6 protein-coding genes and 1 pseudogene are annotated in these 8,905 nt (G+C 44.1%); all 7 read left to right on the top strand.

Translation table 11 applies throughout. The features are described 5' to 3' along the window. Window positions 1-2,161 (top strand): polysaccharide biosynthesis tyrosine autokinase (locus VN105_RS26000; RefSeq protein ID WP_325645740.1); only part of this gene is annotated, 2,161 nt, incomplete at its 5' end. A gap of 36 nt (window positions 2,162-2,197) precedes the next feature. Continuing rightward, window positions 2,198-3,487 (top strand): nucleotide sugar dehydrogenase, encoded by a 1,290-nt coding sequence (locus tag VN105_RS25995; protein ID WP_325645738.1) that lies wholly within the window; start codon window positions 2,198-2,200, stop codon window positions 3,485-3,487. Window positions 3,488-3,522: 35 nt separating this feature from the next. After that, a complete protein-coding gene (locus VN105_RS25990) occupies window positions 3,523-4,509 on the top strand; it encodes an SDR family oxidoreductase (RefSeq protein ID WP_325645736.1) in 987 nt (328 codons plus the stop codon). 14 nt (window positions 4,510-4,523) lie between these two features. Further along, on the top strand, window positions 4,524-5,738 hold the full coding sequence (gene wecB, locus VN105_RS25985) for a non-hydrolyzing UDP-N-acetylglucosamine 2-epimerase (RefSeq protein ID WP_325645734.1): 1,215 nt from the start codon (window positions 4,524-4,526) through the stop codon (window positions 5,736-5,738). A gap of 281 nt (window positions 5,739-6,019) precedes the next feature. Next, window positions 6,020-6,226, top strand: a pseudogene (locus VN105_RS29850) (DapH/DapD/GlmU-related protein); the annotation flags it as partial. Window positions 6,227-6,347: 121 nt separating this feature from the next. Next, the gene (locus VN105_RS25975) at window positions 6,348-7,595 is read left to right on the top strand and encodes a polysaccharide pyruvyl transferase family protein (RefSeq protein WP_325645730.1); all 1,248 of its coding nucleotides are present in this window, start codon (window positions 6,348-6,350) and stop codon (window positions 7,593-7,595) included. 6 nt (window positions 7,596-7,601) lie between these two features. Beyond that, window positions 7,602-8,759 (top strand): glycosyltransferase family 4 protein, encoded by a 1,158-nt coding sequence (locus VN105_RS25970; RefSeq protein WP_325645728.1) that lies wholly within the window; start codon window positions 7,602-7,604, stop codon window positions 8,757-8,759. Window positions 8,760-8,905: the final 146 nt, after the last annotated feature.

Here is an 8,905-nt window from a genome sequence, read left to right as displayed (position 1 = left end):
TGATCAGAAGGGCGGAAATCTTCCGGGGGAGGAAATTCTGAGCCAACTGGAATTGTTTAACACCAAAAGCAGCGTTGACAATGAAGTGGAGATACTGAGTTCGCGGTCCATCATGGAAGATGTGGTTAGGGATCTTCAACTGAATGTAATGTACATCGCGGACGGGAGAGTTAAAAAAACGGAACAATACAGCAATATGCCCTTCTCACTGAAGTGGATCACGCTGAGCGACAGCGTGGCGGCAATGGAATATACCGTCCGCCCGCTTAGTGGAAATAAATTTTCTTTAAGCCGTAAAAATCTCACCAGGGAAGCGTCCTGGAATGATACGCTGCACTTACCCGAAGGTATTGTAAGCCTGGAGCGCCAGCCTCAATATGCTTTTGTACATTCCGAATATTACATTAAAGTAGTATCAGTGGATGCTGCGGTAGCCAAGTACAGATCAAATGTTACGATGGCTATTCCCAATAAACAGGTGAGCACTATTGATCTTTCCATTACAGATGCAATTCCTGAAAGAGGAGAAGCAGTCCTGAACAAACTGATTACAACATACATGCATGCAAGCGTGGAAGATAAAAACAGGATTGCCGACAGTACCATCGCATTTATCGACAACCGGTTGGTTATTGTAACTAAAGAACTTTCCGGTGTAGAGAAAGATATTCAACAGTTCAAACAATCAAATGACCTGGCAGATTTAGGAGAACAGGCTAAATTGCTGGTTTCAAGTACCGGCGATTTTGCCAAAGAACAGCTTGACCAACAGGTGAAATTAAATGTGGTGGAATCAATGCAGAAATACCTGCAGGATGGAGGGAATAACCGCCGCGTTGTTCCATCTTCGCTGATTGTGCAGGATCCCGCGTTTCTGGGATTGGTGGAGCGTTACAATACGTTGCAGCTTGAAAGGGAACGGCAGCTGCTGTCTACCACCGAAAATAACCCTGTTATAAAAAATATTGATCAGCAGCTGACTAATCTGCGCGGAGATCTTAATACCAGCCTCGGATCATTAAAGCAGGGAATACAGATCGGTATCAAGGAACTGCAGCAAAGTTCCGCCGGATTAAATAAAAAGATTCACCAGGTACCGGCAAAAGAAAGATTGTTCCTCGATTTCTCCCGTCAGCAAGCCATTAAACAGGAACTTTATCTTTTCTTACTTAAGAAAAGAGAAGAATCTGCCTTATCAAAGTCGTCCAACCTGGCAGTAGCCAGGATAATAGATCCCGCAAAGAGTGATGCCTTACCTTTTAAGCCAAAACGGATTTTGATCTATCTCGTGGCATTAGTGGTCGGGTTAGTATTGCCTTCAGGCGGGTTATACGTGAAAGAGCTGTTAAATATCCGCATTACGAATAAAAAAGATATTACAAATGGGACCAAAGTACCCATTATTGGCGAGATAGGTCATACACACAGTAAAGAACTGGTGATTGTAAAAAATGATGATGTAACACCTGTTGCTGAACAGTTCAGGGCGCTACGTACTAATCTGCAATTTGTACTATCGGGGAGGGAACAAAAAGTCATCCTGCTTACTTCCAGTATGAGCGGGGAAGGAAAATCCTTTGTTGCCGCTAATCTCGCTGCTGTATTATCCCTATCAGGAAATAAAGTGATTTTGTTGGAAATGGATCTTCGTAAACCAAAAGTTTCTGAGAAACTGGGATTGGATAACAGGACGGGATTTAGTACCTACGCCATTGGGAAAAGCTCACTGGATAGTATTATCCGGCCATCAGGAATACATGAAAATTGTAGTCTTATTTCTTCCGGGCCAATTCCTCCCAACCCGGCGGAGTTACTTTTACTGGACCAAACTGAAGAGATGTTTAGCCAGTTAAGGAAAAAATTTGACTATATCATTATTGACACAGCGCCTGTAGGATTGGTGACAGATGCGCAGTTACTGGCGCGGTTTGCAGATGTTACACTTTACCTGATACGCCAGGGAGTAACATTTAAACAACAGCTGCAAATCCCCGAAGACCTTACAACGCAACGAAAGATGCCTAAAGTCAGCCTGATTGTAAATGATGTGAAAGCCGGCCGCAATTATGGCTATGGCTATGGCTACGGATATGGCTATGGCTACGGGTATACAGAGAAAAAGCGGGGTAGCCGCCTGAGAAGGCTGATTGGGAAATCTTAATTGAGTAAAATAGAATTTCAGAAACAACTATCAAATATGAACCAGGAAAATAGGATTGCTATTATTGGATTAGGCTACGTAGGATTGCCCTTAGCTGTTGAATTTGCAAAAAAATATAAAACATTCGGCTTTGATATTAATAAGGCCAGGATCGCGGAATTGATGAGTGGTAAAGATCATACACTGGAAGTAGCAGAGGCTGATTTAAAGAAGGTGATCAGCGCTGATGCAAATGCCTCAACAGGCTTATTTTGCACCGATGATCTTGACGCTATCCGCACCGCTAATTACTTTATTGTTACAGTACCCACACCGGTAGACAAGTATAACCGCCCTGATCTGACACCATTGTATAAAGCCAGTGAAACAGTTGGCCGCGTGCTGAAAAAAGGTGATACTGTTATATATGAATCAACCGTATATCCCGGCGTTACAGAAGACGAATGCGTACCTGTACTCGAAAAAGTATCCGGTTTAAAGTTTAATGTAGACTTCTTTGCAGGGTACTCGCCAGAGCGTATTAACCCGGGTGATAAAGAGCACACAGTTACCAAAATATTGAAAGTAACCTCAGGTTCTACACCTGCCGTTGCGGAGAAAGTAGATCAACTGTATAAATCTGTTATCACAGCAGGAACACACAAAGCAGCTACCATTAAAGTGGCGGAAGCTGCGAAAGTGATTGAAAATGCCCAACGCGATATCAATATTGCTTTTATAAACGAACTGGCTAAGATCTTTAATCTCCTCAATATCGATACAGCAGATGTGTTGGAAGCCTCCGGTACCAAATGGAATTTCCTGAAGTTCAAACCAGGTTTGGTGGGTGGACATTGCATTGGCGTTGATCCTTATTATTTAGCCCAGAAAGCCCAGGAAGCAGGCTACCACCCCGAAATAATATTGGCAGGGCGGCGTGTGAATGACGGTATGGGCGCTTATGTTGCCCATGAAGTGATCCGGCTTATGGTAAAGAAAGAAGTACGCGTAAAAAATGCGAACATCCTTGTGCTTGGAGTAACCTTTAAAGAAAACTGCCCGGATGTACGCAACACAAAAGTGGTGGATATTTTGAATACGTTGAAAGGATACGATGTTAATATTGTGATCCATGATCCATGGGCTAACCCGGATGAAGTGATGCATGAATATGGGTGGAACAGCGTTAAATCAATTCCGGCCGACGCGTGCTTTGATGCAGTATTATTGGCAGTAGCGCATAACGAATTTAAAGACATTGACATTCCCGCTATCTGTAACAAAAATGCGGTGATATATGATGTCAAAGGTGTGTTAGCTAAAGAGATGGTGGATGCCAGGCTCTGATTTTATTTAATCGAAAACATTATCTCTTTTAATAGATGTACAATAAACCTTTCCATAGCAAAGAATTATCTGAATTTTCCTTTCTCGTAACAGGAGGAGCTGGTTTTATCGGTTCTAATATTGTTGAATACCTGCTGAAATACGGTGCAAAGAAAGTAAGGGTACTGGACAATTTTTCTACCGGATCAAAAGAAAACCTGAAGCTATTCATAGATAATCCATCATTTGAACTGTTGGAAGGTGATATACGGAATATTGAAGTTTGCAAACAGGCATTCGAAGGAATAGATTATGTAACACACCAGGCAGCCTTAGGCTCTGTACCCCGTTCTATTAACGATCCTATTACCACCAATGAAGTAAATATTTCAGGGTTCCTGAACGTATTGGTAGCGGCCAGGGATGCAAATGTCAAACGAATGGTATATGCGGCAAGCTCCAGTACCTATGGAGATCATCCGGGACTACCTAAAGTGGAAGAAGCGATAGGCAATCCCCTTTCTCCATATGCCGTTACCAAATATGTGAATGAATTGTATGCCAGTGTATTTTCCAGGGTATATAATTTCCATTCAATCGGGTTGCGGTATTTCAATGTATTTGGGCCGCGTCAGAATCCAAAAGGCGCCTATGCTGCAGTAATACCATTATTTATAGATGCGGCCATTCAGAAAAATGCGCCGGTAATAAATGGAGATGGGGAAACCAGCAGGGACTTTACTTTCGTGGAAAATGCAGTACAGGCAAATATAAAGGCACTGCTGAAAAAGGACATTCACCAGGCCGAAATTATCAATATCGCCTTTGGTGAAAGAACAACCCTGAACCAGCTATGGCATATGATTACGGAAGTGGCGGCTGTTGATATTCAGCCAAAGTATGGTACGGAAAGAAAAGGAGATGTAAAACATAGTCTGGCGGATATTTCCAGGGCAAATAAGCTGATCGGATACCATCCTGAAATAAGTATTGCCACAGGCTTGAAGGTCACTTATAATTGGCTGAGCTGTAACAGTATTTAATCAAAGTATTTTTTATGACAACACAAATAAATAAGGTATTATTTGTATTCGGTACCAGGCCGGAAGCGATTAAGATGTGCCCATTGGTCAAAGAACTGGAAAAACACCCGGAGATTTTTGACGTGAAAGTATGTGTTACCGGTCAGCATCGTGAGATGCTGGACCAGGTGCTGAATATATTTGAAGTGCGTCCCGACTTTGATCTGAAGATTATGAAGCAGGGACAAGACCTCTATGATGTAACAATAGGGGTGCTGTCGGGATTGCGGGAAGTACTGGAAGTTGTTAAGCCCGATGTGGTACTCGTACACGGAGATACCACTACCTCCACCGCTGCCGCGATGGCCGCATTCTATAAACAGATTCCGGTGGCGCACGTGGAAGCCGGCTTAAGGACGCATAATATTTATAGCCCCTGGCCGGAAGAAATGAACCGCAACATTACAGGACGTATTGCCACTTACCATTTTGCACCTACGAAAATCTCCAAACAAAACCTGCTGGACGAAAACGTTAAAGCGGAGCAGATATTTGTTACAGGTAATACTGTGCTGGATGCATTGCACATGGTGCTGGATAAAATGGAGCAGCAGGGGGATATTAAAACCGAAGTGGAAAAACAATTGGTGGAGAATGGACTGCCGCTTGCCACCATGGCTTCCTGGAATGGAAACAATAAGAGCGAACGAAGGCTGGTGCTCATCACAGGGCATCGCCGCGAAAACTTCGGTGATGGCTTCATCAGTATTTGTCAGGCAATTAAGAAACTGGCACAGGAATACCCGGAAGTAGATTTTGTTTATCCGGTTCATCTTAACCCGAATGTACGTAAACCAGTACACGATATCCTGCAGCAGGCAGATTTAGACAATATATACATCATTTCTCCACTCGAATACCTTCCGTTTGTTTATTTAATGAGCAAAAGCTACCTGATTCTGACAGACAGTGGTGGCGTGCAGGAAGAAGCACCCGGTCTTGGAAAACCTGTGCTGGTAATGCGCAATACAACTGAAAGGCCGGAGGCTGTTACAGCTGGTACGGTGAAATTGGTGGGAGTAGATGAGGAGAAGATATATAAAGAAGTAAGTGAACTGCTCAACAATGAGGAAGCATATGATCTTATGGGGCAGGCAGTGAATCCCTATGGCGACGGTAAAGCCTGCCAGCGCATTGCACGGCTGCTGAACCGGAATGTTACCATTGAACAACTAGCAGAATTTTTTTAATCGTGAATATTCTTACAAAAATTCTGAAAGGATTTGTAAAGAAGATGAATAGCTGGGCCAATGACACCCCCTTGCGTTCATTTAACCTTGGTGATAATGTTGTGATTGCGCAAGGCATAAAAGCAACTTTCCCCAAAAAAATTCATTTCGGAAACCATATCTATATCGGACCTAACGCTTTTCTATCAAGCCAGGGAGGTTTGTTCATTGCTTCAGGAGTAGTGATAGGCCCGGGCGTCAGCATTTATACAGCCAATCACCGCTATGAGGGCGCTACGGCGATTCCTTACGACGGTGCTACCGTCCTTAAGTCCGTACGGATAATGGAGAATGTCTGGATTGGAGGAAGTGTGATCATTGTGCCTGGAATAACCATTGGCGAAGGCGCCATTATAGGTGCAGGAGCGGTGGTAACCAGGGATGTACCGGCAATGGCCGTAGTAGGAGGAAATCCTGCAAAAGTGATTAAAATGAGAAATGAAGCTGAATACCAGCATTTAAAACAGCAAAAAATGGTTTATATGCAACTGAAGCGGAATAAACAGATAAAATATTTTGATATAGAGGGGTAATGGCTTTTAAGGCCTGCCAGGATAAAAACGGAAGCACATGGCAATTGTCAATAGGCAAACTTCAGAGAATATATTACTAACCGGTTTTTTTGGCGCTGGAAATGTAGGTGATGAAGCAGTTTCTCTTGCTGTTTATGAAGGGGTGAAAAAGAACCTTCCACAGGCAAATTTCAGTATTGTAACCAGGAGCCCGGAATACACCCGGAACTTTACGGGTATAACTGCTGTCGATACTATTAAAGGCTTTTTCCCCTCACATGATTTTTGGATGCGCCTTTCCAGGCATATCGGCAGTATAAAGAAAAGTAATCTGGTGGTGATTGGTGGTGGTGGTATAATACAGGATGTTCATAGCTGGACTACCATTCCGGCTTACATACTTCCTGCCTGCCTTGGTATCTTATTTAACAGACCGGTAATGACAGTGGGAATTGGTGTGGGGCCTGTTAAAACTGCCTGGTTAAAGGAACTTACTGCTTTTGCCTGCAACCGCATGGCATTGGTACAGGTACGGGATGAAGAAAGTAGAAAAGAATTAATAGCATATGGAGTGGATGCCAACAAAATACAGGTGACTGCAGATGTTGTTCCTTCTCTTGATTTTAAACGATATGTGGCAGGGCGCTCTTCCGGAAACAGCCGCCCTACTGTAGCAGTGGCTTTCCGGAAATGGAGCGGGCTTGATAAAAACGGGTTAGTAGCGATTTGTACGAAGCTGATTGAAAACGGAGTTGCAATAAGAATGCTGGGATATGAGTCTGTTCATGATGTCAAATTCTATGAAGAACTTATTTCGGCATTTGCACCTGAGCACAGGGATAAGATAAGTATTCATATTCCTGCTGATCTGAACGATGCAATGGAGGAGGTAAAGGCGGCTGATTTTGTTTTATCCATGCGTTTGCATGGATGTGTATTTGCAGCGGCAATGGGAACCCCCTTTTTTGCAGTGCCTTATGACCCGAAAGTCAGCGAGTTTATGCGCAGGATTTCGATGGAAGACAGGATACTCCCAATGGACAGGCTTTCACTGAACTACGCTGATGAAATACTGAAAAGCCTGCAGGCAAATGGCAGGGCTTTCTCAGCAGTTGGCTTTGCTGCACAGCGGCAGTTGTCCGAAAAGAATTTTACAGTTGTTCCGGAAGTACTCCAGGGCGGTGTGGTTTATTCTTTTAAAGATAAGACCTCGGCATTGGGATGGATCTGTAAACTGATGATCAAAGGCATGGCAACCCAGTTGTCGCGGCCTTTTAATTTTCTCGTAAGAAAAATGACAAAATAGGATATAATGAAGGTGTTAATTGTAACACAGCAGCGGATACCTCACTCAGGCGGATTAAGTACGCATGTTGAAATTCTGATAGCTGAACTGAAATCAAATGGTCATGAAGTTAAGCTGATCCAGGGAGGAATGGCGCAACCCCCTAAATGGGAAAAGGCTATTCGCCTGTTGTTGGCATTGGGTGATAATAATAAGTTTGTCAGCAGCAACTTTAAGCATACGCTTAACCGTATCAGTCAATTGGTGACAGCAGAGATCGGGCAGTTTAAGCCGGATGTAATTCATACACATGATGTGTATGCTTCCTATGCTGTTCAGCAATGCAGAAATCTTAACGGAATACCGGTGATTCAGACCGTACATGGTCCGGCGTTATATGAGGCGCAAATGGGCGGGGCGGATAAACTCCCTGCCTACAAGCAACTGATAATGGATTGCGAGGCATTGGCGTTTAAAAGTTCCCGGCATTTTATTGCCGTGGATAGCGGGCAGGCCGCCATTCTGACGAATGATTATGGCCTGGATCCTGCAAAAATTGATGTAGTATTTAATTGTGTGCATGTTGGAGAAGTGAGGGAATTTATAAAGAAACCGATAGATCTGCCCGTAAAACAACCCTATTTCCTGGTGCCACGCAGGCTGGTGGAAAAAACAGGTGTGCGCTATGCCATTGAGGCATTGGCACAGTTGGAAAACAAGGATTGCCAATTGGTGATTGCCGGGCAGGGCCCGCTCCGGAAGGAGCTGGAAGACCTGGCCGCCAGCCTGGATATCACTCCCCGGGTAACTTTCTTAGGCCCTGTGCCAAGAAACAGTTTGCTGCCGTTGTTTGCAAAGGCCAAAGCCGTGATCGTGCCGTCTGTACCAGCCAGCGGAGTGGTGGAAGCCACCTCACTCGCGGTAACAGAAGCAATGGCCGCCGGCACGGTTCCCATTGCCTCTGGTATTGGCGGATTGGCGGAACTGATAGCACATGAACAAACCGGTTTGCTGGTAAAACCTGCCAACGCCACAGAACTGGCTAATGCCATGGATCTGCTCCTTAAAGATGATACAATGCGCGATCAGCTGATAAAAAATGCTACCGGGAAAGTGGAAGGAGATTATTCTTCTGAGGCATGGGTTAAAAAGATCCTTCAGATTTACAAGAAATACGCTAAATAGTTTATGAGTTTTTTACGGAAAAGTATATTCGTTACCGGTGGCCAGATGGCAGGTATCCTGCTGAACATGCTGGGTGGGGTAATATACTCCAGGGCTTTAGGTCCTGGCGGTATGGGGCAGTACGAACTATTTCGCTCTTCTCAAAT

The organism is Chitinophaga sp. (assembly GCF_035564935.1).
Classification (GTDB): domain Bacteria; phylum Bacteroidota; class Bacteroidia; order Chitinophagales; family Chitinophagaceae; genus Chitinophaga.
The sequence above is the reverse complement of the archived record's forward strand: the minus strand, read 5'-3'. Positions and strand labels throughout refer to the sequence as shown.